Genomic DNA, 26,097 nt, shown 5'->3' on the forward strand with positions numbered 1-26,097 from the left:
GCGCCAGGCCCGGATCGCACGGACTCTTCCTACTGAAAGTAGGACGTGCTCTGGTAGCACCACTGACGCCTGACGAGGAATCATCTCCCTCGCGACACCCAGAACAATACCAGCCCCACACCCACACACCGAACCCCGACCAACCCGCACCCCAAAAGCAAACAAGGCCCGGCACCCTTTGAAAGGCACCGGACCCCGTCCGACAATTGGAGCGCCAGGCCCGGATCGCACGGACTCTTCCTACTGAAAGTAGGACGTGCTCTGGTAGCACCACTGACGCCTGACGAGGAATCATCTCCCTCGCGACGAGAAGTACAGTACCAGCTCCGTGATCAATCACCGAACCGGAGGCGAACCCCGCATGACGAGCGCTCAACCCGAGGCCACCCCGTACGCCGACGGACGGCTCATGGACGTGCACCGCCCGCCCGCCGACACCGCCGGGCCCGCGCCCGTCGTACTGCTGTGGCACGGCCGGGGCCCCGACGAGCGCGACGTGCTGCGGCCGCTCGCCCGGGAGGCCGCCGGGCTCGGCCTGCTGGTGCTCGTCCCGGACTGGCGCTCCGACCGGCCTGACGGCGGCCGCGCCGAGCTGCTCGCCTCGCTCGCCCACGCCCGCCGCACCGCCGCCGCGTACGGCGGGGACCCGGACCGCCTGGTCCTGGCCGGCTGGTCGCTGGGCGGCCGGGAGGCCATAGCCGTGGCCACCCACCCCGACACCCCCGCCGAGCGGCGTCCCATCGCCGCCGTCGGCATCTCCTCCAGCTACGCCCGCCTGGCGATCACCACCGGGGACGCCCCTCTCGACCTGCTGGCCGAGCAGCCCTCTCCCGTCCCGCTCTGGCTGGTCCACGGCACGGAGGACGGGGTGCTGGACATCGAGCACACCCGGCAACTGAGCGCTGCTCTGACAAAGCAGATGTCCGCGGTACGGGTTCTCGAACCCGCCACCGACCACGCGGGCGTCATCATGACCGTGTACGACGCCGAGGCGGACCGCTGCCTCCCCACCACCGCCGAAGCGGTGCTGCGTGCCGGCCGCCGGACCGCCACCGTCCTCGCCGAGGCCGCCGGGCTGTCGTAGGTAGCGGCACCACAGGCAGGGCGCGGCCTACCGCCCCGCGACGAGGGAGCGCAGGCCGTGGCCGCGTTCCATGGCCTCCAGGTCGCGCTGCAGCGGCGGCCGGGGGACGGCCAGGACGGGGCAGCTCGCGTGCCGGACGCAGTAGGCGGTGACGGAGGGGCGCAGCGCCCGGGAGAGGCAGCCGCGGCTGCTGCCCGCGCCGAGGACGAGCAGGTCGTCGGGGTGGTCGGCGAAGCGGACCAGGGTGTGTCCGGTGTCGCCGCGGACGGCCTGGCAGCGCAGCCGGACTCCGGCGTAGCGGCCGGCGAAGGCCTCGTCGAGGGCTTGCCGGAGCCGGGCGACGGCGGCGTCGCGGCCGGCGGTGATGGCGGCCGGGCAGGGTGTGCGGCGGTAGCCGATCTCTTCGCCGGGCGAGGTCCAGCAGAGGAGGGCGAGGACCTCGGCGTCGGTGCGGTGGGCTTCGGCGACGGCGTGGTGGAGGGCGGCGAGGCTGCCGAGCGAGCCGCTGACGCCGACGACGATCCGGCCCGCGCGGTCGGCCCGCTCCGCTGCCCCGTCCGCGCCGGATATCTCGCTGTCCGCCATGGTGCGCCCCGCCTCTCGGTCCGTACCGCCGTGCTGTGCTGTCGTCCTCCAGCAAAGCGGGCCGGCACCGCACCTCCGGCGCCCGTTGACACGCCTCTGACGCGCGCGCGGGTGTTCCGTACGTGTCCCTGATGCCCCGGGGTCGCTACGACGCGGTCCGGTACGCCTCCAGGTGGTCGGCCAGCTCTGCGGGGTGGCCGGGCATGGGGCAGTGGTCACCGGGCATCACCGCCACCACGTCGTGGCCCCGCCGGCGCAGTTCGGCCTCCAGCAGGTGCCGGTACCACGGGCCGGACGCGGCCCCGGGAATCAGCACGTACGCAGCCATCGTCAGTGACCTCTCGGCAGCGCAACGGGCAGTCCGGACATCCTCCTCCATCCTCGTCACGGCACTCTGGTGAAGGCCGACCGTTTCCCGGTGTGAAACGGCTTGCCTATCCCTCCGGTGGTTCGGCTTCCCAGAGGTCGGCGAACATCCGGTCCAGGTGTTCCTCGCCGATCGGGGGGACCGGCAGCGGGTGGGTGGCCTGGGTGCGGAAGCCGTCGAGGAGCAGGGCGAGGTAGCGGCGCCAGAGGTCGGGGCGCAGGTCGGTGGTGGCGGGCAGGGCGCGGCAGAGCGGGCCGAGCAGGAAGAGCAGGTCCATGGTGACCACGTCGCGCCGCATGGTGCCCTGGTCCTGGGCGCGGGCGATGAGGGCGCCGACGGTGGCGGCGTTCCGGCGGCTGATCTCGATCATGCCGGGGATGGTGGGGATGGCCTGGGTGACGAGGTCGTTGATGCCCCGGTCGGCGGCGACGAGTTCGAAGATGCGCTCGAAGTAGTGTTCGAGCGCGGTCCAGGCGTCCTCGGCGGCGAGGGCTTCCTCGCCGGCCCCGGCCAGGCCGACGGCGGCGTCGGCGAACACCTCGCCGATCAGCGCCTCGCGGGTCGGGAAGTGGCGGTAGAGGGTGGCGTTGCCGACGCCGGCCTCCTTGGCGATCTGGTCCAGCGGGACGTCGAGGCCGTGCCGGGAGAACATGCCGCGGGCGGCGGCGAGCAGCAGGTCGCGGTTGCGCTGGGCGTCGCGCCGGAGCCTTCCCGGGGGGTTCGCGCTGCTCGGTGCCATGTCCCGACCCTAGCAATCCCGGGGGCGGGTGGTCGGGCGGCGGTCAACTACCCTACGGAGGCGTTGATTCCGCGAGGGGTCCGGAGCGGCTCGCGAGGGGCCGCGGTGAGTCGAGGGGGCGGCCATGGCCGAAGTGGTGGAGTTGCGGTACTACCCGGTGAAGGGGTGCGCCGGGGTCGAGGTGGCGCGGGCGGAGCTGACTCCGGCGGGGCTGGCCCACGACCGGGCGTTCATGGTGGTGGACGAGGACGGGGTGTTCCGCTCCCAACGCCGGGACCGCCTGCTGGCCACGGTCCGCCCGACGGTCGGGGAGGACGGCCGCCGGCTGACCCTCGACGCCCCGGGTGTGGAGCCGGTGACCGTCGCCGTGGACACCGAGGGTCCGCGCCGGGCGGTGCAGTTGTTCGGCGCCCCGTTCTTCGGGATCGACCAGGGCGAGGAGGTGGCCGGCTGGCTGTCCGGGGTGCTGGGTGTCCGCAGCCGGCTGGTCCGGGTGCCGCCGGAGCACGACCGGGTGACCGACGGGCTGGTGCCGGGCACGTCCGGCTACGCCGACAGCTGCGCGGTGCACCTGCTGTCCCGCGCGTCGCTGGAGCGCTTCAACGCGCTGAGCGGCGGACTCCCCGTGCCGGCGGACCGGTTCCGCCCGAACCTGGTGGTGGACGGCTGGGACGAACCGCACACCGAGGACCTGGCCCGCCGGATCACCGTGGGCGGCGCCGAGTTGGCCTATGCCAAGCTCGCGATCCGCTGCTCGGTGACGCTGGTCGACCAGTCGACGGGCGCGAAGGCCGGTCCGGAGCCGCTGCGGACGCTGGCCGGCTACCGCCGGGCGGCGGTCGGCGGGGTCGCGTTCGGCAGCAAGTTCGCGGTGCTGCGGCCCGGCACGCTGCGGGTCGGGGACGAGCTGGTGGTGGACGCCTGGGGGCCGTCCGAGCTCTGAGGCCGGTCGCGGCGGGCCGCCGGGGCGGGCGGGGGGCCGCCCCTCGGCGATCCGGCGGGCCCGTCGTTCCGGCGGCCCCGGCGGAGACGTGCGCCGGGGCCGGGAGGGGCGTGGGGCGCGTGTCAGCAGCCCTGGTCGATCAGCGAGAACGTGACGTAGTGGTCACCGGTGTAGTAGTCCTCCTGGGTCGCCTGACCGGTGATGATCCGGCGGGTGCCGCGGGTCGGGGCACCGGGCGTGATGACGGTGTACTCGTGGTAGTAGCCGTTGGACTGGCTGGGCAGGACGTGCTCCCTGTTCTGGAACACGACGCCGTCCTGGGAGTACGGGAACGGCCCGTCGGTGGCGATCAGGTTGAGGGTGTCGGTCGCCTCGGGCGGGAGGGCGGACAGACACACCGTGCCGCTCACGTCGGCGTGCGCCTCGGTGGCGACGGCGACGGGCGCGAGGGTCATCAGGGCGACGGCGGTGACGGCGGCAGCGCGGGTCTTCCACGCGCGTAGAGTGCGGGTCATGTCCACCAGTGTGACCAGCCACCGACAACTCCGGAAGCCCTGCGACAAACTATTAACCGACGGGTAACTCACCTGTCTGACCAGCGACTTGAGCCGTATCCCAGCTCCGACCCGAGCCCGGCCGGCGCCGCCCACGAACCGCCCGGACACCCCATGGGTCGACCGCCGTCGAACTAGCAACCCGACCGCTGTCGGCTCCTCACAGCTTCCTCACGTTCGCTCCCCGCTCCAGTCGCGCCGCATAGAGTGACGGATCATGTCGGACCGGAACGACCGCTGACGGGGTGGGCATGAACACGGGGACGAACACGAGCGCGGGCACGGGACCGCACCCGGCCACAGCCACGGGCGCGCCGCTGACCGCGCGGCAGCTGATCGGACTGCTGGTCGACCCTGGCGCCTTCCAGGGCTGGGACGAGCCGCCGGCCGACCCGCCCACCGACCAGGCCGACCCCGGCTACCGCGCCTCGCTCGACCGGGCCCGCGCACGCACCGGTCTCGACGAGGCCGTCCTCACCGGTGCCCGCCTGGTCGGCGGGCGGCCGGTGGCGCTGGTCGCCTCCGAGTTCGGCTTCCTCGGCGGCTCGATCGGCGTGGCCACCGCCGAGCGGATCACCCGCGCCGTCGAGCGCGCCACCGCCGAGCGGCTGCCACTGCTCGCCCTGCCCGTCTCCGGCGGGACGCGCATGCAGGAGGGGTCGGCGGCCTTCCTGTGCATGCTGCGGATCACCGCCGCCGTCCAGGCGCACCGCGCGGCCGGTCTCCCCTATCTCACCTATCTACGGAACCCGACCATGGGCGGGGTCTTCGCCTCCTGGGGCACGCTCGGCCAGCTGGTGTTCGCCGAGCCGGGCGCCCGGCTCGGCTTCCTCGGCCCGCGCGTGTACGAGGAACTGCGCGGCGTGGAACTGCCCCCGGACGTGCAGCGGGCGGAGACGCTCGCCGGACGCGGCCTGGTGGACGCCGTCGTGCCGCCGCAGGACCTGCGCGAACTGGTCCGCCGCACGCTCGCCGTCCTCGCCACCACCGCGCCCGCCCCGGGCAGCACGGACACCAGCGGCACCGGCGCCCCCGGTCCCGGCCCCGGCCTCGCTCCCGACCCCACCCCCGACGGGGCCGCCGAACACCCCGACGCCTGGGACTCCGTCCGCCGCACCCGTCGCCCCGACCGCCCGGGCACCCGCGAGCTGCTGCGCCACACCGCCGAGGAACTGGTGCTGCTGGACGCCCCCGGCGGGCGGGACGGCGCGCTGGTCCGCGCCCTCGCCGTCCTCGGGGGTCGGCCGGTCCTGGTGGTCGGCCAGCAGCGGCAGACCCCGGAGCACGAGCGCCCGTTCACCGCCGCCGACCTGCGGGCCGTCCGGCGCACCGCGCGGGTGGCGGAGCAACTGGGGCTGCCGCTGGTCACGGTCGTCGACACGGCCGGGGCCGAACTGTCCGCGCAGGCCGAGCTGGACGGGATCGCGGTCGAGATCGCGCACTGCCTGACCACCCTGCTGGCGCTGCGCACGCCCGTCCTGGCGGTGCTGCTCGGCCAGGGCTCGGGCGGCGGCGCGCTGGCGCTGCTCCCGGCCGACCGGGTGCTCGCCGCCGGGCACGCCTGGCTGGCGCCGCTGCCACCGGAGGGCGCGTCCGCGATCGTCCACCGGGACGGCGGGCACGCCGCCGAGCTGGCCCGCTCCCAGGGCATCGGCGCGGGCCACCTGGCGGAGGTCGGGCTGGTGGACGAGGTGGTCGAGGAGCGGCCGGACGCGGCGGACGAGCCGGAGGCGTTCTGCGCGCGGCTGGGACGGACGGTCGGTGCCGCGCTCGGCGGGCTGGCGGCGCTGCCGGAGCCGGACCGCCTCGCGGCGCGGGCCCTGCGTCACCGCCGGCTCGGCGACCTCCGCTGAACCCCCGCCGGGGCCCGACGGTCTCCCCCGGGCCCCCACGGGTGTGGCGCCGGTCTCAACGGCGGCGAGATCGTCTGTACCCAACGTGCCGACGGCAGACCGGCGGGTGACGGCCTCAGCGGCCCAAACGGTGAGTGCGCTCACACCGGAATGCGGTCCACGACGGGCGATAGTGGCAAGCCTCGGGCACCCGCGCCCCGCCCCGCCGACGGGGCGTTCGCGCAGGCCACCGCCGGTCGGCGCGCTCCGCGCAACCGACCCTTCGAATCCACGGCGGCCACCCCCCGTACGACCGGGGGTCGTAACAAGGGGGTCTTGGCGACGCCCGATCCGGCATGCCAACAATGGCTCAGTCGTCAGCCGCACCGGCACCTGTCCCGCCGGTAGCGACTTACTGCCAGGTCACGCCCCACGACCATTTCGGCCCCTGTCCGGCCATGGTCCAAGGCGGGGCGTGACCCGGCCCAACCCGATTGAGGTCCTGTTCTTCATGCCCACTTTCAAGCTCCGCATGCGCACTTCCGCCGCGATTCTCGCCGGCGCCGCCGGTCTGACCGCCCTGGGCGCGGGTGTGCTGCCCGCCACCGCGAACGCCGCCACCCTGTCCCCGCAGGCCGTGGCCGCCCAGATCGTCCCGGCGAACCAGCTGGCCTCCTTCAGCCAGATCATCGCCCACGAGTCCAGCTGGAACGTGACAGCGACCAACGCCAGCTCGGGCGCGTACGGCCTGGCCCAGGCGCTGCCGGGCTCCAAGATGGCGACGCACGGCTCCGACTGGAAGACCAACGCGACCACCCAGATCAAGTGGGCGCTGGACTACATGAACTCCCGCTACGGCAGCCCGAACGCCGCCTGGACCTTCTGGCAGGCCAACCACTGGTACTAAGCCGACCACCTCGGCTCACCGGACTCCACCCGCATCCTGACCACTCCCCCCTCACCCCGGGGGTCGGACAGGGATCACCGGGGTGACCCCAGAGGGCCCGGGCCCGCGCGATCCGCGTGGCCCGGGCCCTCTCGTGGTTCCCACGCACCTCTCGCGGGTCGCGCGGTGCCTCCCGCCGTTCGCCCGACCCGCCCCCGGCTCACCCGGCCCGCTCCCGGTTCGCCCGACCCGCCCCCGCCTCGCCCGACCCGCTCCCGGCTCGTCCGGACGCCCGGGCCGCGCCCCGTCGCTCAGAGCTCGCCGGTGAGCCCGAGCAGTTCCCGCATCCGCGCGTACTTGGCGGCCAAGCGCTCGGCGGTCGCGACGTCCAGCGCGGCCAGCCGGGCCGGGTCCGAGTTGTGGGCGAGGTCGGCACGCTTGACCAGCAACGCGCCCGGCGTGGCCAGGACCCGCGCGGTGTACGCCTCGACCGGCTCGTCGGGGCGGCGGGTGAGCGCGTCCACGATCGTCTTGGTGGCCTCGGACAACGCGGCCCCCGCCAGCCACTCCCGGCTCAACCGGTCGTCCTCGACGGTGTCGTGCAGCCAGCCCGCCGCGATCTGGGCGTCACTGCCACCGCGCGCGGCCGTCCCGTGTGCGACCGCCGCGATGTGCTCGCCGTACGGGTGGCCGTTCTTGTCGACCTGCCCCTCGTGCGCGCGGCGGGCGATCGCCTCCACCTCGGCCAGGCTCAGGTACTCGGGTTCCATCGGCGCGTTCTCGGGCTCCATCGGCTCATCGTAGGCCCGTGGTCTCCCCGTTCACGCTCACTGGTTTACTGCCCCGGGGCGGGAGACCCCCGGCCCACCCGGCAGACCGTCCGAGCGATCCGAGGAACCATGCCATCCCTGCACCCCCTGCTGTCCGGATTCGCCCCGATCTGGGCGCTGACCGGGGTCGGCTACCTGGTCGGCCGGACCGGGCTGCTCGGGCCGCACGCGGAGCCGGTGCTCAACCGGTTCGTCTTCCACGTGGCGATGCCGGCCTCACTGTTCCTGATGATCGTCCGCACCCCGCTGGACCACTTCGCCAACCCCTCGATGCTCGCCTTCACCGCCGGCACCGTCGTCTCGATCGGCCTCGGGCTGCTCGCCGGGCGCCTGCTGTTCCGGCGCAAGACCGGCGAGTTGGCGATCGGCGCGATGGCCTGCGGGTACGTCAACTCGGCCAACCTCGGCATCCCGGTGGCGATGCAGCTCCTCGGTGACGCCTCCTTCGTCGCACCGGTGGTGCTGTTCCAGATCCTGGTGGTCACGCCCGCGGTGCTGGCCGTCCTCGACGGCGGCGCGGCCGGCCGCCGGGCCCTGCTCACCCTGCCACTGCGCAACCCCATCCTGTTGGCCACCGCGCTCGGCGCCGCCGCCTCCGCCTGCGGGTTTCACCTGCCCGCCGAGCTGAACCGCTCCTGCGAACTGCTCGGCGGCGCCGCCGTGCCGACCGCCCTGGTCGCCCTCGGCATGTCGCTGCACAACCGCCCGCCGGCCACCGGCCGTTCGCGCCACGCCGAGGTCGGGCTGACCGTCGCGGTCAAGACCCTGATACAGCCGCTGGTCGCCTTCGCGGTGGCCGGCCCGCTGCTCCACCTCCCCGCGCACCAGCTCCTCACCGTGGTGCTCTTCTCCGCCCTGCCCACCGCGCAGAACGTCTACGTCTACGCCCGCGAGTACGGCCAGGGCACCGGGCTCGCCCGGGACTCGGTGCTCTGGTCGACCCTGGCGTCGATGGCGACCCTGTCGGTGATCAGCTGGTCCCTCGCCGCGTAGCCGGAGCCTTCCGGAGAGGTGACGACCACCCGTACACGGCACGACAGTTGTCCCCCACGAGCCGTACAAAAGCGGGGAACCGGGGCCCTCGTCGGACTCCCGGTGGAATGCTGGCGCCCATGAGCCAACCGGACCTTCGTTCCGCAGAGTTCCACCACTGTCCGTCCGTCGTCACGCTGCCGCAGACGGACGTGGACCACTACAACACCGTTCCGCGCGGTGCCTTCCTGATCGATCCGCGCCTGCGCTGCGACCTCGCCGGCGGGCACGGCGGCACCCATTCCGCGCTGGTCCAGGGCGTCGGCTTCGACCTGCACTGGGCGTCCTGGCCCGAGTACCTGGTCGAGGTCGGGCCGCGCTGCCCGGCCGTCGGCCCGTACGAGGGGCCGGAGCCGCCGCGCGACCCCAACATCTGCCTGCTGCGCGAGGACCACCCCGGGCCGCACTACGGCGAGACCTGGTTCTGACGCCCCGCCGGTCACTCCCCCAGACCGGTGGTGCCCGCCGAGTTCGATCCCAACGCCTCCCCGGGCCGGCCGGGGTCACCCCCCGGCCGGCCCGGGAGGCGTCCACCAGTTGGATCAGCGCCCGCAGATCGGCCGGGCGCTGCCTTCACCCCCGCGGAGTCCCATCATGTCCGCCCGCACCACGCCCTCCCCCGCCCGCACCGCCGCCTTCCTCACCGCCTACGACGCACTGCTGGCCCGCTGGCCCGTCCAGGTCGAGCACCTCACCGTCCGAACGCCCCACGGCACCACCCGGATCAACGCCTGCGGCCCGTCCGACGGCCGCCCCCTCGTCCTGCTGCACGGCGGCGGCGCCACCTCCACCATGTGGTTCGCCAACGTCGCCGCGTGGACGGCCGCCGGGCACCGCGTCCTCGCCCCCGACCTCATCGGCGACCCGGGCCGCAGCGTCCACGACGGCGCCCCGCTCGCCGGCGTCCCCGGGCTGCTCGGCTGGTTGGACGCCGTCCTCGACCAACTCGGCCTCCCCCGGGCCGACTTCTGCGGCCACTCCTACGGCGGCTGGATCGCCCTGGAGTACGCCCTGCACGCGCCCGCCCGGGTCGGCCGACTCGCCCTCCTCGATCCCACCCAGTGCTTCGCCGGCTTCCGCCCCGACTACCTGCTGCACGCCCTGCCGCTCTTCCTCCCCCGCCGCACCGCCGCCCGGGCCCGCGCCTACCTCGACTGGGAGGCCGGCGACGGCCCCCGCCCGGACCCCGGCTGGCGCGAGGTCTACGCCCTCGGATACGCCGACTTCCCCGCCACCCGCGTCGTCACCGGCCCCCGCCCCGGCCTCGACCGGCTGCGCTCCCTCACCACCCCGACCCTCGCCCTGTTCGCCGAACACAGCCGCACCCACCACGCCCCCCGGGTCGCCGAGGCCGCCCGCCGCGCCCTACCCGAGGCGACGGTCGCCGTCCTGCCGGGCCTCTCGCACCACCACCTGCCCATGGCGGGCGCGGCGGAGATCAACGCCCGGCTGACCGGATTCCTCGCCGCCCCCCGCGGCTGACGGCAGGGCCGTTCGGACGGCACGGGCGCCACGCCCGCGGCGAACCGGCCCTGCCCGGCCGCTGCGCACAAGCCGCCGGCGACGGATTGGCCCGAACTCGCCAGAGTCGCCAAATCCCTTGTACCGCACTCGACTTGGCGCTGGCAGACTGACACCGCCACGTCGGCCCACTCACACCTCACGGAGCAGCCATGCCCGCGTTCGTCCGACGCCTCGCCCCCGCGGCGGTGCTCGCGCTCACCGCGCTGGCCGTCACCCCGGGCAGCGCGTCCGCCGTGGACCGTGACGGGCCGGCCGTCGCCGCCTCGGCGGGCGAACACCCGGGGCTGACCTGGACCGCCCTGGAACAGCGCGCCGGTGTGGTGCACGTCGGCACCGACAGCGCCAGCAACCCCTACCTCGGGGACACCGCCGCCGACACCGAACTGCCGGTGCTCTGCCTCCACCAGGACGGCCGCCCGGCCCCCACCGGGATCCCCACCGCCGGCTTCCACAGCTGGGCGGGCGGGGAGGTCGCCGCGACGGCCCCGACGGCCGGGTCCGACCTGAGCGGCCGGGACGACGCCGACGGGCTCTGCGAGGACTCCTTCGGCGCCGGCTGGCGAATGGCCGAGTTCCACGACGGGCAGGGCTGGTCGCTCTGGGCGGCCGGCACCCTCCCGGCGGGCACCCGGTTCTGGACGGCGATCAACGACCAGCCGGCCAACCCCTGGTCCTGACGTCCGCGTGGTCCCGGGCCGTCCCGTGCGAGCGCGGGACGGCCGACGGGGGCGGGGATCAGTAGATCAGGTACCCCGGGCGGTGTCCTTCGTCGTCGATCTCCCCGGTGGCCTGCGCCCGCAGCTTGCGGGACAGCTCCTCCAGGGCTCGGGAGGCCGCGACCTCCTCACCGATCCTGGCGAGCGGGCGGTCGTCCGTGCTCTTCATCGACTCCCCGTGGGCGCGCAAGCCCGGCGCCCGCGCACCGGTCAGTCTGGCCTCGCACGCCGTGTGCACTCCGTCTTCCTCGAAGCTCAGCTCCACGTCCCACTGGTTGTGCATGCCACACCTCCTGGCAGCGGCCCCCTCGCGCCTGTCCGGACCGGCACGGACGGTGAGCCGTGGCGGCCGCTCACACCAGCGTGCGCCCGTCCGGCCCGTGGCGGCAAGCGGGCCCGGCCCGGGGCTGCGGACCCGACCGGGAACCAGTTCCCCCACCACGGGTCTCCCGGCCGCGGCTGCTCTCCGCCGCCGGCCGGGCCGCGTCGCCGCCCCGGCGGTACGCTGACGGAAGCGCGCCGCGACCGCCGACCGAACCCGGACCCGCCGGCGCGGCGCGGGCAGTGACTACCGGGTGGTCCCTCCGTGGCGGTCTTCCTCCTCGCCCTCGGCGCCGCCTGCTGCCTGGGCCTCGGCTTCGTCCTCCAGCAGCACGCGGCGCAGCGGGCGCCCCGTGCCGACCTGCTGCACTGGCGGCTGCTCCTGGACCTGATGCGGATGCCCGAGTGGCTGCTCGGCACCGGGTTCATGGTGTGCGGACTGATCCTGTCCGCGCTCGCCCTCAACCAGGGCGAGGTCTCGCTCGTCGAGCCGCTGCTCGCGACCAACCTGCTGTTCGCCATGGCGCTCTCCCGGGTGCTGACCCGCCAGACCCTCGGCCGCTCGGGCTGGGCCGGGGTGCTGCTGCTCGGCCTCGGGGTGACGGCGTTCATCGTGGCCGGCCGGCCCACCGGCGGCGGTGCGCCCGCCGGGGAACTGCGGCACTGGCTGGTGGTCGGCACGGTGGTCGGGCTGACCCTGCTTCTGGTCTCGTTGGCCCGGCGGCTGCCGCTGTTCGAGGAGGCCACCCTGCTGGCCCTCGCCGCCGGTCTGCTCTACGGCCTCCAGGACGCGCTGACCCGCACCACCACCCAGCGCCTCGACCACAGCGGGCTGGACGCGGTGCTGCGCAGCTGGCAGCCGTACGCGGTGGTGGCAGCGGGCGTGGTCGGGCTGCTGCTGGTGCAGAGCGCCTTCGAGGCCGCGCCGCTGCGGATGTCCCTGCCGGCGCTGACCGCCGCCCAGCCGCTGTCCGGGATCGCCTGCGCGGTCGGCTTCCTCGGCGACCGGCTGCGGGTCACGCCGGGTGCGCTGGCCTGGCAGTCCGCCGGACTGCTGGCCATCGTGGTCGGGGTGATCGTGATCGGCCGCCACCCGGCGATGCCGGGCAGCGTCCGCGAAGCCCCGGAGAGCGTCGGGGCGCCACCGGAGGACGAGCGGCCCGAGGAAGGCCCCGGAGGCCGTCCGGGAAACGGTCCGGCCTGACCACCGGTGCCGGAGCGTAATTCGCTTGACCGGGCCACGGGTCAACGCTGCACTGTGGCGAGGCACACGGGCCGTGGTGCCGTCGTCATCCAGGGGAGGAAGCGGTAACGATGGAGATCCGTCCGACAACCGATCAGGACCTCGACGTCTACGTCGACACGCTCCATGCCGCGTTCGGGCTCTTCCCGGAGACCCCGGCCGACGGCGGCGGGCTCTGGTGGTCGGCGACCGAGATGGACCGCAACCTGCTCGCCGTGACGGCGGACGGGCGGCCCGTCGGCACCGCCGGCGCGTACACCTTCGAGCTCACCCTGCCCGGTGAGGCCCTCGTCCCCACCAGCGGGGTGACCGGCGTCGGCGTCCTGCCCTCGCACCGGCGCCAGGGCGTGCTCACCGCGATGATGCAGCGCCAGCTCGCCGAGTTTCGGGCCCGCGGGGAGTTCCTCTCCGTACTGCTGGCCTCCGAGGCCGTGATCTACCGCAGGTTCGGCTACGGACCGGCGACCTACACGCAGCGGCTGACGGTGCCGCGCCATCAGGCCGCCTTCGCCCTCCCCCGGGCGCGCGGAACGGCCGACACTGCGGCGCCCGGCCCGGGCACCGGCTCGATCGAGCTGCTGCGGCGGGCCGAGTGCGGCGAGATCCTGGAAGCGGTCTACGACCGGTACCGCCGCGCACAGCCCGGCGCACTGTCCCGGCCGCACCGCTGGTGGGCCTTGGGCGCGGGCCGGCCCCCGGTCTCCGCGGCGTCGCGCTACGTCGCCGTCCACCGGGATGCCGACGGTGTCCCGGACGGCTACGCCTGCTACTCGCTCGGCGACGGCACCTTGACGGTCGACGAGACCATCGCCACCGACGACGCCGTCGCCACGGCCCTGGCCCGGTTCGCGCTCGAACACGACCTGGTCTCCCAGGTCGTGTTCAAGCACGTTCCGTCCGACCACCCGCTGCGCTGGCAGCTTGCGGACTTCAACGCCGGCGAGGGGAGCAGCAGCACCGACTGGCTCTGGGTGCGGCTGCTGGACGTCCCGCGGGCGCTGACCTCGCGCGGCTGGTTCGTGGACGGCGAGCTCGTCCTCGACGTCGACGACCCGTTCCTCGGCGAGCACGGCCGCTACCTGCTGACCGTCCGGGACGGGAAGGCCGAGTGCGTCCCGACGGACCGGGAGCCCGACCTGTCCCTGGACGTGAGCGACCTGGGCTCGGTCTACCTCGGCGGCACCACCCCGAGCACGCTGGTGCGCGCCGGGCACATCCGGGCCCACCGCCCGGGCGCGGTCGCCCTCGCCGACGCCCTCTTCAGCGCCGAGCGCGCCCCGCACTGCCTGCACTGGTTCTGACCAGCTGGTTCTGCCCGACTGGTTCTGACCGGCTGGTTCCGGCCGCACGCTCGCCTCGCCGCCCCTGTGCGACAGGCCTACGGGCGCGCCGGGACCGACGCGGGCGCGAGCTCGGGCTCCGTCGCCGGCTCAGGCTCTGTCCCCGGCTCGGGCTCGGGCCCTGTCCCCGGCTCGGGCTTCGCCTCGTCGGCGGTGCCCGTCCGGCCGCGCCGGCGGTCCATCTCACGCCACTCCGGCCGCAACCCGGCCAGGTTGGTGGAGGCGAAGTAGAGGGCGCCGCCCGCGACCAGGGTGGGTATCAGCCCGACGAGGCCGACCGCTGCGCCGGCCAGCAGGCCGCCGAGCGGGATACCGGCCCAGGCGAGGGAGTCGCCGAGGGCGTGGACGCGGCCGAGCAGGTGGCGGGGCACCCGCTCGAAGAGCACCGCGCCGAGGATCGGGTTGAGGAAACCGCCGCCGAAGCCACCGACCGCGAAGACCGTGAGCACCACCCACAGCGGCGCGCCGCACGCGAGCACCAGGAAGCGCGGGGCCCCGACGAGCAGGAAGCCGGCGAAGAACACCGTCCGGCGGGGCAGCCGGTGAGCGACGGCCGCCGCGATCAGGCTGCCGACGACCGCCGTGATCCCCCCGGCGGTGCCGGTCAGGCCGATGGCGGCCGGGCCGTTCCCCGACTCCCGCGCCCAGACCGGGAGGAGGACCGTGATGAACCCGGCGTCGAGCAGGTTGGTGATGCCGACCAGCACCGTCACGGTGAGCAGCAGCGGATCGGAGCGCAGGAAGGTGAAGCCCTCGCGGAACATCCGCCAGTAACCCACCGGTTCGGCCCCGGACTTGGCCTCGGACTCGGCCCCGGCGGCCTGCTCGCCGGCGGGTGCCAGGGCCGCCGCGCGCCCCATCCCGCGCGGCAGGGCGAAGGCGATGACGAGGGACCCCAGGGCGAAGGTCGCGGCGTTGAGCGCCAGCCCGGCCAGCGGGCCCATCAGCGCGACCAGCCCGCCACCGACCGCCGGGCCGACCGTGGAAGCCAGCCGTTCGGTGACGCCGGAGAGACCGGTGGCGCGCTCCATCGGCACCCGGGCGCGGTCGGCGGCCTCCGGGACCATGACCGACTTGGCCAGATCTCCCGGGCCGCGCATCGCGCCGATCACCGCGACCATCGCCAGCAGCACCCCGAACGGCAGCAGCCCCAAGGCGTGCAGCAGCGGGACCAGCCCGGCCGCGACGGCGCTCACCAAGTCCGTCGTCCAGGACACCACCCGCGGCCCGAGCCGATCGACCAGCGGCCCGGTCAGCGCCTTGACCAGCACGTACGGCGCCATCTCGGCGAAGGCGACCAGGCCCGTCATGGTGGCGCTGCCGGTGGTGGCCAGGACGAACCAGGGCAGGGCGATGGCCGAGACACGCGTCCCGGTGATGGAGACGGCCATCGCGGAGAGCACCCCGACCAGCGGCCGGAGGCTACGCGCGGGCGCGTCGGCGACGGTGGTCATCGGGACCCCGCCTCACCGGTGTCGGTGTCGGTGTCACTGTCGGCACCAGCGCCGGTGTCGCTGTCGGTATCACTGTCGGTACCAGCGCCGGTGCCGACGCTCGCGTCGGGCAGCACGTGCACGACCACGGAGACCCGCTCGGTGCCCTCCGGGGCCGGCCCCTCCGCGTCCAGCGCGCGGTAGCGCCGCACCACCGCGGACAGGTCAGCGGCCAGTTGCCCGGCCTCCTCGGGGGTGAGCTGCAACAGCACGTCGCTGAGGCCGACCGCCTTGCGCCACTCCCGCGGCATCGTCTCGAAGGCGTCGACCGACCGCTGTGCGGTCAGGGCGTGGGCGGTGAGGACGGACCGGAGGAAGCCGACGGCCGTGTCGGGCTCCTCGTCGGCCATGTCGTCACCCGTCCAGACGGTCAACTTGTGGGCCGAACGCCACCACCGCTCACGGGCGTTTCCGCGCTCGGGATCCTCCTCGACGAAGCCCGCGGCAGCGAGCTGGCGGAGGTGGTAGCTGGTCGCCCCGGAGTTGAGCCCCAGCTGCTCGGCGAGCCTGGTCGCCGTGGAGGGGCCGTGCTTGCGCAGCAGCCCGACCAGCTGCATGCGCACGGGGTGGGCCATCGCCCGCATGCCCTTGGCCGTGAGGACGATGTGGGGGTCATCGCTGTGCATCCAGCCGCGTTCATCGGTCATGGCAGGAGCGTAGAACCGCAAAGACATCTTTGCAAAGGGTTTTTTGCGAAGATGTCTTTGCGGTGAGCAAGAGGGTCGCGAAGGGCCGCACGCCGACCGTCCGCCGGCCTTCCGTCAGTCGTGCGCGACCACCAGCAGCAGCACCACCGTCAGCCCGCCGCCCGGCGTGGCCTCCACCGCCAGCCGCCCGCCCGCCGCCAGCACCAGGCTGTGCACGGCGGGCCCGACCGGCCCGTCGGCGCGGGCGCCCGCGAGCAGCCACTCCCGCGCCCCGGGCAGCTCGGACGACCCCCGGTCGGCCACCCGGATCTCCACCCGCCCGCGCGGTCGCGCCGCCCCGCTCAACCCGGCCGCCCGCAGGGCCGTCGCGGCCGGGCCCGGCCCGCCCGCCACCTCGGCGCGGACCAACACCCGCCCGCCGGGCGGGTTGCGCCGGATCGCGTGGTCGACCAGGCCGGCGAGCACGGCCTCCAGCCGCCGGGCGTCCGCGGCCACCACCGGCAGCCCCGGCGCCAGCCGGGTCGTCACCGCCGCCGCCCGGCCGCCGCCGCGCACCACCTTGCGGACCACCTCGGCCACCTGGACGTGCCGTGCCTGCGGCTCGCAGCCGGCCTGCCGGCCGGTCCACTCGACGCGCTCCAGTTCCGGCCGGGACAGCTCCCGAGGCCCGGCCATCTCGCCCGGTCGGAACGGTCCCGGTTCCTCGCCCGCCGCCGCGCCGCCGGGCCCGCCCGTACGGCCGGGGCCACCCGGCCCGCCGAGGGCGCCGAGTGCCCTGGCCCCCGATGCGACATAGCCCCAGAGCTTCCCGCTTGCCATCGCCCTGCCCCTCGCGCATCGCCGGCGGCCGTCATCAGTACCGCGGCCGACCGGCGCGGGCCGCTTCCCAGGCCCTGCTGTCAGCCTGCACCTCACTCGTTCGGGTGACAATCCGGCTCCGGGACGCGAACCGGGCACCACCCCCGCCGGTCGGCCGGTGCCACACCCGCCGACCGGCGGGGCAGGCCCGGGCTCCGGCCCGCCGCGGGCCCGCGACGCGGCGCCGCCGACCCCGGGCCGGGCCTCACGAACTCCCTTCGCCCGCCCGGAGGTCCGCCGCCCGGGCCGGAGCCCGGAGACCCCCCTAGACTGGCCCCATGCCCCGGCTCAACGACCAGGTGCGGGAGCTGCTCCAGGAGTACGCCGACCTGATCAACATCACCGGCGGGGACGCCTTCCGGGCGCGGGCCTACGAGAAGGCCGCCCGCGCGGTGGGCGGCCACTCCGAGGACGTCGCCGGCCTGGACGCCAAGGGCCTGCAGCAGATCCCCGGCGTCGGGAAGTCCACCGCCGAGAAGGTCGCCGAGTACCTCACCACCGGGCGGATCACCGCCCTGGAGGCCCTTCGCGTCGAAGTCCCGTCCGGGGTCCGGGAGATGACGGCCGTGCCCGGCGTCGGCCCCAAGCGCGCCCTCGCCCTCTACCGCGACCTGGGCATCGCCTCCGTCGACGACCTGGCCGAGGCGGTCCGCTCCGACCGGCTGTCCGGCGTGGCGGGCTTCGGCGAGCGCAGCGGCGAGAAGATCCTGCACGGCATCGAGTTGCTGCGGCGCTCCGGCGGCCGCACGCTGCTCGACGCGGCCACCGAACTGGCCGAGCAGCTCGTCGCCGCGCTGTCCGCCGTGCCCGGCTGCACCCGCTGCGCGTGCGCGGGGTCGTTGCGCCGGATGCGCGAGACGGTCGGCGACGTCGACGTGCTGGCGACGGCCGCCGACTCCGCCCCGCTGATGGCCGCGCTCACCGGACTCCCGTACGTGGCCGAGGTGATCGCGAGCGGTCCGACCAAGACCTCGGTGCGCACCACCGGGGGCGTGCAGGTGGACCTGCGGGTCGTCCCGGAGGAGGACTGGGGCGCGGCACTCGTCTACTTCACCGGATCGAAGGCGCACAACATCAGGCTGCGCACGATGGCCGTCCGGGCCGGGCTGAAGCTCTCGGAGTACGGCCTGTTCCGGACCGCCGCCGAGGGAGCGGACGGCGAGGAAACGGACGGCGAGGGCGCGGACGGCGCCAAGGTGGCGTCCGCGACCGAGGACGAGGTGTACGCGGCACTCGGCCTGCCGTGGATCGCGCCGCCGCTGCGCGAGGACCGGGGCGAGATCGAGGCCGCCCTGCGCGGTGAACTCCCGGATCTGGTCCAGGAGTCGGACCTTCGCGGCGACCTGCACACGCACACCGACCTGACCGACGGCCTGGCCACCCTGGAGGAGATGATCGACACCGCGGCCGCCCGCGGCTACTCCTACTACGCCGTCACCGACCACGCACCGGACCTGGTGATGCAGCGGATGACGGACGAGAAGATGCTCGCCCAGCGCGAGCGGCTGCGCCGACTCGCCGACCGCCACCAGAAGCTGCGCCTCCTGCACGGCACCGAGCTGAACATCGGCCCGGACGGCGGGGTGGACTGGCCGCCCGGGTTCCTGGCCGGCTTCGACGTCTGCGTGGCCTCCGTGCACTCGCACTTCACCGCCGACCGGGCCGCCCAGACCCGCCGGCTGATCCGCGCCTGCGAGAATCCGCACGTGCACGTCATCGGCCACCTCACCACCCGGAGGATCGGCCGCCGCGGCCCGATCGACGTCGACCTGGACGCGGTGTTCGTGGCCGCCGCGCGCACCGGCACCGCGATCGAGATCAACAGTTCCCCGCAGCGGCTCGACCTGCGTGACGAGGACATCCTGCGGGCGAAGCGGCACGGCGTCCGCTTCGCGATCGACAGCGACGCCCACGCCACCGGGCAGCTCGCCTACCCGCGCTTCGGCATCGGTACGGCGCAGCGCGGCTGGCTCACCGCCGAGGACGTGATCAACACCTGGCCCTGGCAGCGGCTGAAGCGTTTCCTCCGCAAGGACGCGCTGCGCTGAGCGGGCCGCCGGGCACCCGGTGGGCGGCCCCCGGGCACAGGGCCGCCCACCCTATGGTCAGCTCGACACCGCCCCGAGCCCACCCCGCCGCCGCCCCGACGCGGTCCCGAGCCCACCCCGACGCCTCCCCGAGGTCACCGCTCCGCGAACGAGGCCCCCGGCGTGGCCAGCACCCGGGCCGCGCTGCGGTGCCCGAGGCCGGCGGCCAGGTGCAGGTCGCCGGCCTCCAGGAAGCCGGCCAGGAATCCCGCCGCGAAGGCGTCCCCGGCGCCGGTGAGGTCGCGCACCTCGCTCACCGGCGGCACGGGCACCGTGAACGGCGCGTCCCCGGGCACGTCGACGGTGGTCGCCTCGGCGCCCGCCTTGGTGACCACGGTGGTGGCCGCCAGCCGGGCCCGCTCCGGCCCCGGCAGCCCGCCCACCAGCAGGCCCAGGTACTCCGCCTCGGACCGGTTGGCGAACACGAAGGTCGGCGCCAACTCGGCCAGCAGGGCGAGGAAGCGCTCCCGCCCGTACTGCTCCAGCATGCCGGTCGAGGAGGCGTCCACCGAGGTGGTGCCACCCGCCCGTCGGACCCGCGCCAACGCGTCCACCGCGGAGCGGCCGACCGGATCGCCGTCGAAGGAGTAGGCGGGCACGTGCAGGTGGGTCAGGCCGGCCAGCCACTCGTCCGGCACCCGGTCCAGCAGCTTGGCCGCGCCGCGGTCGGGCAGCATGGTCCGTTCGCCGGTCTGGTCGATCAGGACCACGATGCTGCCGGTCTGGCCGCGCCGGGCGACCCGTACGTCCACACCGTGCCCGGTCAGCTCGGCGACGACGCCGTCCCCGACCGGGTCGGCACCGACGCAGCCGATGAACCGGGCCGGGTACTGACCGGCGGCGAAGCTCGCGACGTTCGCCGCGCTGCCGCCGCGCCGCCGGAAGACCTGGGCGCTGGAGTCGGTGCCGTGCCGCAGCGGGCCGTCGACCCAGACGACGATGTCCTCGACGAGGTCGCCGAGCACCCCCAGCACGGGTCAGGCCCCGCTGCGGGCGGCGGCCGCCAGCGCGGTCGCGATCTGGCCGCCGAGCCGGACGTTGCCCCGGTAGACCTCGACGTTGACCTCCAGGCTGCGGCCCTGGGTGTCGCGCTGGATGTGGTCGAGCAGGAACGGCGTGGAGGCGTTGCCGGTGACGCCCTGGCGCTCGGCCTCGGCCCAGGCGCGGGCCAGGATGCCGTCGAGTTCCTCCGGCGGCAGCTGCTTGGCGGGGTCCACCGGGTTGGCGATCAGGACGGCCTGCGGCAGGGCGAGGCGGTCGCGGGCCTCGATGAGCCGCGCGGCCTCCTCGGGCGACTCGACGCTGAAGTTGATCTCGTGGCCGGAGTCGGTGACGTAGAAGCCGGGGTACTTGCGGGTGCGGTAGCCGATGACCGGGATGTTGAAGGTCTCGAAGCGCTCCAGGGTGGCCCGGATGTCCAGGATCGACTTCACGCCCGCGCTGATCACGGTGACCGGCGTGGCGGCCAGGGTGGTCATGTCGGCCGACTCGTCGAAGCTCTCGGAGGCGCCGAAGTGGACGCCGCCGAGGCCGCCGGTGGAGAACACCCGGATGCCCGCCCGGTGGGCGAGGAAGGCGGTGGCGGCGACGGTGGTGCCGCCGTGGCGGCCGAGCGCGGCGACCACCGGCAGGTCGCGCAGGCTCACCTTGTCCAGGCCGTCCGTCGCGGACAGTTCGGTGATCTGCTCGGTGCTCAGACCGACCGTGGGCACGCCCGCGTGCACGCCGATGGTCGCCGGGACGACGCCCGCCTCGCGCAGCTGTCGCTCGGCCTCCAGCGCGACGGCCAGGTTGCGGGGGCGCGGCAGGCCGTGGGTGAAGATGGTCGATTCCAGCGCGACCACGGGCCGGCCGTCGGCCACGGCCTGCGCGACCTCCTCGGAGACGTGGATGGCCCGCGCGGAACGGGTGGCCGGCGCGGAGCCGGCGGCTTCGGGGGTGCTGGGGGGCAGTCCGGTCATGGTCGGATCTCTCTGTGAGATGCCACTGCGGTGGGGCAACGTGTCGCTCAGCGTATGGACGGTTCGCATCGGAATCCAGAATGAGTCCTGGGGCTTTCCATAGGCTCAGACCTATGGGTTGGCTTAGGCTTGAGCCATGGGCTTCACCTTGCGTCAGCTTGAGGTCTTCCTCACCGTCGCCGAAACGCTGCACTTCGGACGGGCCGCCGAACGGCTGCACATCTCCCAGCCGACGGTCAGCCAGGAAGTCGCCCGGCTGGAGCGGACCGTCGGTGTCGAGCTGTTCGACCGCAGCCGCCGCTCGGTGGCGATGACCGAGGCCGGCGAGGTGATGGCCGCCGAGAGCGCCCGGCTGCTCGGGCAGGCCGAGACGCTGCTGGCCCGGGTGCGGCTGCACGAGGAGTCCCGGCTGGGGACGGCCCGGATCGTCGCCTCCCCCAGTGTGGTGAACCGGCTGCTGCCCGCCGTGGTCAGCCGCGCCGAACAGGAACTGCCCGCGCTCACCACCGCCGAGGTCGCCGTCGACACCGGCCAGGTCTCCACCGCGCTGGCCGCCGAACTCGCCGACATCGGCCTCGGCCGCTTCCTCGACGAGGTGGCCGGCTACCGGCTGGAGCGGATCGCCGACGAGCCGGTGCGGGTCGCCCTCGGCCGGGACCACCCGCTGGCCGGCCGGACGAGCGTGCGCCTCGGCGAACTGCGCGACCTGCCGCTGCTGCTGTGGCCGCGCGAGCAGCACCCGCGCTACTACGACCACGTGCTCGGCCTGTGCGCGGACCACGGCGTCGACCCGCCGGTGCTGGTCAGCCCGCCGCGGATCGTCGGCTCCCGGCTCTACCTGCTCGCCCGCAACCGCGCGTTCTCGCTGGTGCCCGGCTCGATGACCGGCCACCTCACCGAGGACGTGGCCACCGTCCGGCTGGACGGCCGGGCCACCCTGCCGCTGGAGATGCAGTGGCGGCTGGACGACCGCCGGCCCCGGCTGGCCACCCTGCGGGACCTGATCCGCCAGGAGGCGGCGGCCCTGGAGGTCGACTAGGGCTTTGCCGGGCCCGCGACGCCGGGCACCCGAAGCGCCCCCGGCGAATCCTTGACGCTGGCATGCCACCGCCGAAAGGATGCCCGGACCGCCCACCCGGCCTGCGGCAGCGCCCGCCGGCCGCCCGAACCCTGGGGACCAGCCTTGGCCGTCCGCCCGCTGCTTCGCCGCGCCGCCCGCCTCCTCGGCGCCGCCGCCCTGACCCTCGCCGGCACCCTCACCGCCGCCGCCCCCGCCCACGCCGACTTCGGCACCGACTACCACGACCCGGTCACCGCCACCCGGCCGCTCACCCGCCCCGACACCCGCTCCTGCACCGTCGAGGTGATGCACGACCAACAGTTCCGCAACGGGTACGGCAACCCGCCCGACACCCCGTACACCACCACCCTCACCCCGCCCGCCGACTGCGCCGGGCCCTGGTCGGCGGTGGTCCTGGACCTCCACGGGCAGGTCGCCGGGCGGCAGTTCGACCGCATCTTCAGCGCCCGCGTCGGCGGCGTCCAGGTGCTGCTCTCCTCCACCCCCGAGCCGTCCAAGGACGGCATCGAATGGAAGCTCGAGCGCGATCTCACCCGCTACGCCCCGCTGTTCGCCGCCGGCCCGCAGCCGTTCTCCCTCGACCTCGCCAACGTCACCGACGCCACCTACACCGGCGTCTTCACCATCAGCGCCAGTGTCACCTTCTACACCGCGAACGACCGCTGGCCCGCCGCCCGCGCCGCCGACCGCCTGCTCACCACCGGGCCGTTCGCGCTCACCCAGGCCGCCCCCGCCGCCACCCGCGAGCTCACCTTCCCGCAGAACCTCGAACGCCTCACCGCCGAGGTCTACACCCGGGGCGGCGGCGCCTGCGAGGAGTTCGCCTACGCCTCCGCGCCCGACGCCTTCGTCAGCGCCAACCCCGGCCTCGGCTCCTGCGGCAAGGGCCCGTTCCGCGAACTGCGGCTCACCGTCGACGGGCGGACGGCCGGCGCGGTCTGGCCCTACCCCGTCATCTACACCGGCGGGTGGGATCCGCTGCTCTGGCGGCCCGTCCCCGGCGTCTTCGCCTTCGACCTGCCCGCCTACCGGCTCGACCTCACCCCCTACGTCGGACTGCTGCTCGACGGCCGCCCGCACACCGTCGGCATCGCGGTGAACGCCACCGAGGCGCAGAACAACGACACCTGGACCGGCCAGGTCAACCTCTTCGCCGACGTCGACCACGGCACCGCCCGCACCACCGGGCAGCTCACCGACCACCGGGTCGCCCCCGAGGCCGCCGTCGACACCCGGCTCACCGACCACGGCGGCGGCAGCGGCGACTGGACCGTCACCGCAGGCCGGCACGACCTCGCCCGCGGCTGGGTCCAGACCTCGCACGGCCGGATCACCACCGAGGTCCGCGACGACCTCGCCTTCCGCTCCGCCCAGCAGCTGCGCGACAGCGGCAACGACGTGACCCTGCACAACCGCACCGACCTCACCCGCACCACCGCCACCTGGGGCGGCGGCCCGCACCGCACCACCACCGTGCGCGAGGGCGAACCGCTGGACGTCACCTACCGCGTCACCCACGACGCCGCCGGCAACACCGACCAGCGGACCGCCATGGACCTCGGCTACCACCGCGAGGCCACCGCGGCCACCGGCGGCCACGTCACCGAGCGTTCGACCGTCGACCACACCCTGCGCCCCACCGCCCGCCGCCACGACGGCGACTCCACCGTCCGCACCGGCACCAGCACCGAGGACTACCGCAGCACCGGGCCCGACGGGCCGTACCACCGCACGCTCGCCTTCGTCGACGGCTGGCCGAAGCCGTAACACCGCCCCGAATCTCCCGACTTGCGAAATCCATCCGATTTCGGGCGGTTGACCCCTGGTGCACACGGCGTGGGAAGCGCATGATGGGAGGTGGACCTGCGAGGCAGCTGAAGGAGTTCGACCGCAGGAGGCAGTGGTGACAGATCGAGACGGATCAGGGTCTGCCACTGGCACTACCTCGGTCGACGATCGAACTGCCGGCCGGAGGACACGATGTCCGGAGGCCACCCCCGCCTCGTAGGTTCCCCGCGTCCACGGAGCGCCCCCTCGGCTCCGTGGACGCGTCCGTCGCGGCAGGGCCCGTCACTGCGGCGCCCGTGACCGCGGGGCCCATCGCCGCGGCACCCGTCACTGCGGCACCCATCACTGCGGCACCCATCACTGCGGCACCGGGTAGCCCGTCCCCCAGGCGTGGACGGCGATGCCGACCGGGCGCTCCCCGTCCGCCGCCGATGCGGCCCGGCGGGAAGTTCACGTCACGGCCCCGGCGCGGTTCACCAACGCGCGGTGAGGCTGGCGGCCATGAACGCTTCCAGTGGACATCTCCCCGTCAGCCGGCGCGGGATCCTGGCCGGTGCCACCGGTCTCGGTCTCGGCGGCGCCGTCTCCCTCTCCGGCATCGCGGCCACGCCCGCCGCCGCCTCTCCGCTGCTGCTGGAGCGGCCGGACCGCTCCGGCGCCCCGCGCGTCGCCGGGCTGCACCTCCAGTTCGGCTCGGACGCCTCGCGCGAGGTCGTGGTCTCCTGGCACACCACCGCCTCGGTCGGCAACCCCCGTGTCCGGTACGGCACTTCGCACGGCGGCTTGGGCCGCAGCGTGCAGGCCGACACCAACACCTACCGGGACGCCAAGTCCGGCACCGAGGTCCAGATCCACCACGCCCGGCTGAGCGGCCTGCACCCCGACACGGACTACGTGTACGCCGCCGTCCACGACGGTGCCACCCCGGAGCTCGGCACCGTCCGCACCGCCCCGCGCGGCCGGGCCGCCTTCACCTTCACCAGCTTCGGCGACCAGGGCACCCCCACCCTCGGCAAGAAGACCGCGAACGGCTACGCCAACGACAACCTGGGCAGCCCCGCCGCCGGCGACACCACCGCCGGAGTCGAGCGGATCGCCCCGCTGTTCCACCTCGTCAACGGGGACCTCTGCTACGCCAACCTCGCCACCGACCGGGTCCGCACCTGGTCCGACTGGTTCGAGAACAACACCCGCTCCGCCCGCCACCGCCCCTGGATGCCCGCCGCCGGCAACCACGAGAACGAGCGCGGCAACGGCCCGACCGGCTACGGCGCCTACCAGGCCTACTTCGACCTCCCCCCGTCCGGCTCCGACGACGAACTGCACGGCCTCTGGTACGCGTTCACCGCCGGCGCGGTCCGCGTCATCAGCCTCAACAACGACGACGTCGCCTACCAGGACGCCGGCGACTCCTACGTCCACGGCTACTCCGGAGGCGCCCAGCAGCGCTGGCTGGAGCGGGAGTTGGCCGCCGCCAACGCGAACCCCGAGATCGACTGGATCGTGGTCTGCATGCACCAGGTCGTCATCTCCACCGCCGACAAGTTCAACGGCGCCGACCTCGGCATCCGCGAGACCTGGGTGCCGCTGTTCGACAAGTACGGCGTCGACCTGGTGGTCTGCGGCCACGAGCACCACTACGAGCGCTCGCACCCGATCCGCGGCCAGCAGCAGACCGACACCCGCACCCCCGTCCCGGTCGCCACCGACACCGCCACCATCGACACCACCCGGGGCACCGTCCACCTGGTGATCGGCGGTGGCGGCACCTCCGCCCCCTCCAACCACCTCTTCTTCGAGCCCGCCAAGGCCCGCGTCATCACCGGCGTCGGAGCCGTCGACCCGGCCACCGGCAAGCGGCCCCCGCAGTACGTGATCGAGGACGCCCCCTGGTCCGCCTTCCGGGACGCCGAAAACCCGTACGGCTTCGCCGCCTTCGAGGTCGACCCGGGCGAGCGCGGCGGCCGGACCACCATCGACGTCACGTACTACTCCGTCAGCGGCCCGTACGGAGACCTCGTCCCCGTCGACCGCTTCACCCTCACCCGCCCGCGCGGCGCCCGCGGCGGCGGCCGGGGACGCTGACCCCGGGCGCGGGGGGGGGGGGGGGGGGGGGGGGGGGGGGGGAGGGAGGGGAGGAGGGGGGGGGGGGAGGGGCAAGAAGGGAGGGGAGGGGTCAGGTGCGG

Annotated in this window: 25 protein-coding genes; 14 read left to right on the forward strand and 11 right to left on the reverse strand. The window is 74.5% G+C overall.

Features of this window, described 5'->3' with window-relative positions:
* The first annotated feature begins 361 nt into the window (after positions 1 to 361).
* Positions 362 to 1,084, forward strand: a complete 723-nt coding sequence (locus tag AC07AL_RS15085) for an alpha/beta hydrolase (RefSeq protein ID WP_363585233.1) — start codon at positions 362 to 364, stop codon at positions 1,082 to 1,084.
* Positions 1,085 to 1,111: 27 nt separating this feature from the next.
* Here the strand turns inward: AC07AL_RS15085 and AC07AL_RS15090 are convergent, their stop codons facing one another.
* The 3 genes from AC07AL_RS15090 to AC07AL_RS15100 form a co-directional block, all read right to left on the reverse strand.
* The gene (locus AC07AL_RS15090; protein WP_363585235.1) at positions 1,112 to 1,669 is read right to left on the reverse strand and encodes a universal stress protein; all 558 of its coding nucleotides are present in this window, start codon (positions 1,667 to 1,669) and stop codon (positions 1,112 to 1,114) included.
* 145 nt (positions 1,670 to 1,814) lie between these two features.
* Entirely contained in the window at positions 1,815 to 1,997 is a 183-nt protein-coding gene (locus tag AC07AL_RS15095; protein ID WP_363631875.1) for a hypothetical protein, read from the reverse strand.
* Between the two features lie 106 nt (positions 1,998 to 2,103).
* Positions 2,104 to 2,775 carry a TetR/AcrR family transcriptional regulator gene (locus AC07AL_RS15100; RefSeq protein WP_363585239.1) on the reverse strand — a complete coding sequence of 224 codons (672 nt, stop codon included), beginning with the start codon at positions 2,773 to 2,775 and terminating at the stop codon, positions 2,104 to 2,106.
* Positions 2,776 to 2,899: 124 nt separating this feature from the next.
* On the opposite strand from AC07AL_RS15100, the gene AC07AL_RS15105 reads away from it, so the two are divergent.
* Positions 2,900 to 3,718, forward strand: a complete 819-nt coding sequence (locus tag AC07AL_RS15105; protein WP_363631877.1) for an MOSC domain-containing protein — start codon at positions 2,900 to 2,902, stop codon at positions 3,716 to 3,718.
* A gap of 122 nt (positions 3,719 to 3,840) precedes the next feature.
* On the opposite strand, the gene AC07AL_RS15110 is transcribed toward AC07AL_RS15105, so the two are convergent.
* The gene (locus AC07AL_RS15110; RefSeq protein ID WP_400333744.1) at positions 3,841 to 4,233 is read right to left on the reverse strand and encodes a ribonuclease; all 393 of its coding nucleotides are present in this window, start codon (positions 4,231 to 4,233) and stop codon (positions 3,841 to 3,843) included.
* Positions 4,234 to 4,523: 290 nt separating this feature from the next.
* Here AC07AL_RS15110 and AC07AL_RS15115 point away from each other — a divergent pair, with 290 nt between their 5' ends.
* Positions 4,524 to 6,125, forward strand: coding sequence for a carboxyl transferase domain-containing protein (locus AC07AL_RS15115; RefSeq protein ID WP_478317617.1), 1,602 nt, complete (start codon positions 4,524 to 4,526; stop codon positions 6,123 to 6,125).
* Between the two features lie 490 nt (positions 6,126 to 6,615).
* Positions 6,616 to 7,011 (forward strand): aggregation-promoting factor C-terminal-like domain-containing protein, encoded by a 396-nt coding sequence (locus AC07AL_RS15120; RefSeq protein WP_478317618.1) that lies wholly within the window; start codon positions 6,616 to 6,618, stop codon positions 7,009 to 7,011.
* A gap of 290 nt (positions 7,012 to 7,301) precedes the next feature.
* Here AC07AL_RS15120 and AC07AL_RS15125 read toward each other — a convergent pair whose 3' ends face one another.
* Positions 7,302 to 7,781 (reverse strand): HD domain-containing protein, encoded by a 480-nt coding sequence (locus tag AC07AL_RS15125; RefSeq protein ID WP_363585245.1) that lies wholly within the window; start codon positions 7,779 to 7,781, stop codon positions 7,302 to 7,304.
* 108 nt (positions 7,782 to 7,889) lie between these two features.
* Here AC07AL_RS15125 and AC07AL_RS15130 point away from each other — a divergent pair, with 108 nt between their 5' ends.
* The 4 genes from AC07AL_RS15130 to AC07AL_RS15145 all read left to right on the forward strand — a co-directional run bounded on the left by AC07AL_RS15130 (position 7,890) and on the right by AC07AL_RS15145 (position 11,053).
* Positions 7,890 to 8,813, forward strand: a complete 924-nt coding sequence (locus AC07AL_RS15130; protein WP_363585247.1) for an AEC family transporter — start codon at positions 7,890 to 7,892, stop codon at positions 8,811 to 8,813.
* Positions 8,814 to 8,932: 119 nt separating this feature from the next.
* Positions 8,933 to 9,280, forward strand: a complete 348-nt coding sequence (locus AC07AL_RS15135; protein ID WP_363585249.1) for a hypothetical protein — start codon at positions 8,933 to 8,935, stop codon at positions 9,278 to 9,280.
* 166 nt (positions 9,281 to 9,446) lie between these two features.
* A complete protein-coding gene (locus AC07AL_RS15140) occupies positions 9,447 to 10,334 on the forward strand; it encodes an alpha/beta fold hydrolase (protein WP_363585251.1) in 888 nt (295 codons plus the stop codon).
* A gap of 191 nt (positions 10,335 to 10,525) precedes the next feature.
* On the forward strand, positions 10,526 to 11,053 hold the full coding sequence (locus AC07AL_RS15145) for a hypothetical protein (protein WP_363585253.1): 528 nt from the start codon (positions 10,526 to 10,528) through the stop codon (positions 11,051 to 11,053).
* 58 nt (positions 11,054 to 11,111) lie between these two features.
* Here AC07AL_RS15145 and AC07AL_RS15150 read toward each other — a convergent pair whose 3' ends face one another.
* Complete coding sequence (locus AC07AL_RS15150; protein ID WP_063350242.1) at positions 11,112 to 11,375, reverse strand: dsRBD fold-containing protein; 264 nt, start codon at positions 11,373 to 11,375, stop codon at positions 11,112 to 11,114.
* A gap of 303 nt (positions 11,376 to 11,678) precedes the next feature.
* Here AC07AL_RS15150 and AC07AL_RS15155 point away from each other — a divergent pair, with 303 nt between their 5' ends.
* Together AC07AL_RS15155 and AC07AL_RS15160 are read left to right on the forward strand one after the other, a co-directional pair.
* The gene (locus AC07AL_RS15155) at positions 11,679 to 12,617 is read left to right on the forward strand and encodes a DMT family transporter (protein WP_363631885.1); all 939 of its coding nucleotides are present in this window, start codon (positions 11,679 to 11,681) and stop codon (positions 12,615 to 12,617) included.
* Positions 12,618 to 12,727: 110 nt separating this feature from the next.
* Entirely contained in the window at positions 12,728 to 13,957 is a 1,230-nt protein-coding gene (locus AC07AL_RS15160; RefSeq protein WP_478317619.1) for a GNAT family N-acetyltransferase, read from the forward strand.
* Between the two features lie 77 nt (positions 13,958 to 14,034).
* On the opposite strand, the gene AC07AL_RS15165 is transcribed toward AC07AL_RS15160, so the two are convergent.
* The 3 genes from AC07AL_RS15165 to AC07AL_RS15175 all read right to left on the reverse strand — a co-directional run bounded on the left by AC07AL_RS15165 (position 14,035) and on the right by AC07AL_RS15175 (position 16,955).
* Positions 14,035 to 15,450, reverse strand: a complete 1,416-nt coding sequence (locus tag AC07AL_RS15165; RefSeq protein ID WP_478317620.1) for an MFS transporter — start codon at positions 15,448 to 15,450, stop codon at positions 14,035 to 14,037.
* A complete protein-coding gene (locus AC07AL_RS15170; RefSeq protein ID WP_478317621.1) occupies positions 15,447 to 16,136 on the reverse strand; it encodes an ArsR/SmtB family transcription factor in 690 nt (229 codons plus the stop codon). Before AC07AL_RS15170 ends, AC07AL_RS15165 begins: the two co-directional genes overlap by 4 nt.
* A 114-nt stretch (positions 16,137 to 16,250) precedes the next feature.
* A complete protein-coding gene (locus AC07AL_RS15175; RefSeq protein WP_478317622.1) occupies positions 16,251 to 16,955 on the reverse strand; it encodes a histidine kinase in 705 nt (234 codons plus the stop codon).
* Between the two features lie 317 nt (positions 16,956 to 17,272).
* On the opposite strand from AC07AL_RS15175, the gene polX reads away from it, so the two are divergent.
* Complete coding sequence (gene polX, locus AC07AL_RS15180; protein WP_478317623.1) at positions 17,273 to 19,042, forward strand: DNA polymerase/3'-5' exonuclease PolX; 1,770 nt, start codon at positions 17,273 to 17,275, stop codon at positions 19,040 to 19,042.
* Positions 19,043 to 19,176: 134 nt separating this feature from the next.
* Here the strand turns inward: polX and AC07AL_RS15185 are convergent, their stop codons facing one another.
* Together AC07AL_RS15185 and AC07AL_RS15190 are read right to left on the reverse strand one after the other, a co-directional pair.
* On the reverse strand, positions 19,177 to 20,055 hold the full coding sequence (locus AC07AL_RS15185; RefSeq protein WP_363585267.1) for a carbohydrate kinase family protein: 879 nt from the start codon (positions 20,053 to 20,055) through the stop codon (positions 19,177 to 19,179).
* A 3-nt stretch (positions 20,056 to 20,058) separates the two neighbouring features.
* A complete protein-coding gene (locus tag AC07AL_RS15190) occupies positions 20,059 to 21,042 on the reverse strand; it encodes a pseudouridine-5'-phosphate glycosidase (RefSeq protein WP_363371028.1) in 984 nt (327 codons plus the stop codon).
* A 136-nt stretch (positions 21,043 to 21,178) separates the two neighbouring features.
* Between AC07AL_RS15190 and AC07AL_RS15195 the strand changes: the two genes are divergently transcribed.
* The 3 genes from AC07AL_RS15195 to AC07AL_RS15205 all read left to right on the forward strand — a co-directional run bounded on the left by AC07AL_RS15195 (position 21,179) and on the right by AC07AL_RS15205 (position 25,996).
* Positions 21,179 to 22,081 carry a LysR family transcriptional regulator gene (locus tag AC07AL_RS15195; protein ID WP_363585271.1) on the forward strand — a complete coding sequence of 301 codons (903 nt, stop codon included), beginning with the start codon at positions 21,179 to 21,181 and terminating at the stop codon, positions 22,079 to 22,081.
* Positions 22,082 to 22,225: 144 nt separating this feature from the next.
* Positions 22,226 to 23,890, forward strand: coding sequence for a peptide-N4-asparagine amidase (locus tag AC07AL_RS15200; RefSeq protein WP_363585273.1), 1,665 nt, complete (start codon positions 22,226 to 22,228; stop codon positions 23,888 to 23,890).
* A 522-nt stretch (positions 23,891 to 24,412) separates the two neighbouring features.
* Positions 24,413 to 25,996, forward strand: coding sequence for a purple acid phosphatase family protein (locus AC07AL_RS15205; RefSeq protein WP_363585275.1), 1,584 nt, complete (start codon positions 24,413 to 24,415; stop codon positions 25,994 to 25,996).
* The last annotated feature ends 101 nt before the right edge of the window (positions 25,997 to 26,097 follow it).

Source organism: Kitasatospora sp. NPDC043949 (assembly GCF_056435365.1).

What these genes read in the sequence shown, in the direction of transcription:
- AC07AL_RS15110 (WP_400333744.1), bottom strand. Translation starts at nt 4,233, where the DNA reads ATGACCCGCACTCTACGCGCGTGGAAGACCCGCGCTGCCGCCGTCACC.
- AC07AL_RS15160 (WP_478317619.1), top strand. Translation starts at nt 12,728, where the DNA reads ATGGAGATCCGTCCGACAACCGATCAGGACCTCGACGTCTACGTCGAC.
- AC07AL_RS15100 (WP_363585239.1), bottom strand. Translation starts at nt 2,775, where the DNA reads ATGGCACCGAGCAGCGCGAACCCCCCGGGAAGGCTCCGGCGCGACGCC.
- AC07AL_RS15090 (WP_363585235.1), bottom strand. Translation starts at nt 1,669, where the DNA reads ATGGCGGACAGCGAGATATCCGGCGCGGACGGGGCAGCGGAGCGGGCC.
- AC07AL_RS15195 (WP_363585271.1), top strand. Translation starts at nt 21,179, where the DNA reads ATGGGCTTCACCTTGCGTCAGCTTGAGGTCTTCCTCACCGTCGCCGAA.
- AC07AL_RS15085 (WP_363585233.1), top strand. Translation starts at nt 362, where the DNA reads ATGACGAGCGCTCAACCCGAGGCCACCCCGTACGCCGACGGACGGCTC.
- AC07AL_RS15165 (WP_478317620.1), bottom strand. Translation starts at nt 15,450, where the DNA reads ATGACCACCGTCGCCGACGCGCCCGCGCGTAGCCTCCGGCCGCTGGTC.
- AC07AL_RS15150 (WP_063350242.1), bottom strand. Translation starts at nt 11,375, where the DNA reads ATGCACAACCAGTGGGACGTGGAGCTGAGCTTCGAGGAAGACGGAGTG.
- AC07AL_RS15095 (WP_363631875.1), bottom strand. Translation starts at nt 1,997, where the DNA reads ATGGCTGCGTACGTGCTGATTCCCGGGGCCGCGTCCGGCCCGTGGTAC.
- polX (WP_478317623.1), top strand. Translation starts at nt 17,273, where the DNA reads ATGCCCCGGCTCAACGACCAGGTGCGGGAGCTGCTCCAGGAGTACGCC.
- AC07AL_RS15125 (WP_363585245.1), bottom strand. Translation starts at nt 7,781, where the DNA reads ATGGAGCCCGAGAACGCGCCGATGGAACCCGAGTACCTGAGCCTGGCC.
- AC07AL_RS15175 (WP_478317622.1), bottom strand. Translation starts at nt 16,955, where the DNA reads ATGGCAAGCGGGAAGCTCTGGGGCTATGTCGCATCGGGGGCCAGGGCA.
- AC07AL_RS15190 (WP_363371028.1), bottom strand. Translation starts at nt 21,042, where the DNA reads ATGACCGGACTGCCCCCCAGCACCCCCGAAGCCGCCGGCTCCGCGCCG.
- AC07AL_RS15130 (WP_363585247.1), top strand. Translation starts at nt 7,890, where the DNA reads ATGCCATCCCTGCACCCCCTGCTGTCCGGATTCGCCCCGATCTGGGCG.
- AC07AL_RS15205 (WP_363585275.1), top strand. Translation starts at nt 24,413, where the DNA reads ATGAACGCTTCCAGTGGACATCTCCCCGTCAGCCGGCGCGGGATCCTG.
- AC07AL_RS15140 (WP_363585251.1), top strand. Translation starts at nt 9,447, where the DNA reads ATGTCCGCCCGCACCACGCCCTCCCCCGCCCGCACCGCCGCCTTCCTC.
- AC07AL_RS15145 (WP_363585253.1), top strand. Translation starts at nt 10,526, where the DNA reads ATGCCCGCGTTCGTCCGACGCCTCGCCCCCGCGGCGGTGCTCGCGCTC.
- AC07AL_RS15170 (WP_478317621.1), bottom strand. Translation starts at nt 16,136, where the DNA reads ATGACCGATGAACGCGGCTGGATGCACAGCGATGACCCCCACATCGTC.
- AC07AL_RS15135 (WP_363585249.1), top strand. Translation starts at nt 8,933, where the DNA reads ATGAGCCAACCGGACCTTCGTTCCGCAGAGTTCCACCACTGTCCGTCC.
- AC07AL_RS15115 (WP_478317617.1), top strand. Translation starts at nt 4,524, where the DNA reads ATGAACACGGGGACGAACACGAGCGCGGGCACGGGACCGCACCCGGCC.
- AC07AL_RS15105 (WP_363631877.1), top strand. Translation starts at nt 2,900, where the DNA reads ATGGCCGAAGTGGTGGAGTTGCGGTACTACCCGGTGAAGGGGTGCGCC.
- AC07AL_RS15120 (WP_478317618.1), top strand. Translation starts at nt 6,616, where the DNA reads ATGCCCACTTTCAAGCTCCGCATGCGCACTTCCGCCGCGATTCTCGCC.